Origin of the sequence: Bacillus sp. SIMBA_074, assembly GCF_046534555.1 — a bacterium.
GTDB classification, from domain to species: Bacteria; Bacillota; Bacilli; order Bacillales; family Bacillaceae_G; genus Bacillus_A; species Bacillus_A mycoides.
The window spans coordinates 1-254 of the sequence record NZ_JAWRYM010000869.1 but is presented as its reverse complement, the minus strand read 5'-3'; the positions used below and the strand labels follow the sequence as shown (position 1 = coordinate 254).

1 pseudogene is annotated in these 254 nt (G+C 69.7%); it reads right to left on the bottom strand.

The annotated features are described in order from the left end of the window. Nucleotides 1-254: pseudogene (locus SB773_RS33235) on the bottom strand (MFS transporter); the annotation flags it as partial.

The window sequence follows — 254 nt, the reverse complement described above, 5'->3', positions numbered from 1 at the left end:
AACACGACGGCCAGGACGAGCGCGAGCAGCGCCGGCACCAGGAACCGCAGGAGGTCCTCACTCAGGAAGTTGATCAGCACACTCCCGCCGAGGATCGCCAGGGGCGTCGTGACGCCGACGAGTCCGGAGACCTTGCCGCGGTTGGCCGACGGCACCTGGTCGGGCAGGGTCGCGTTGGCGGCGGCGAGAACTGCGTTGAAGGCCGCCTGGGCGAGGCACCAGCCGATGAGGACCACCCAGACGGAGGTGGCAAC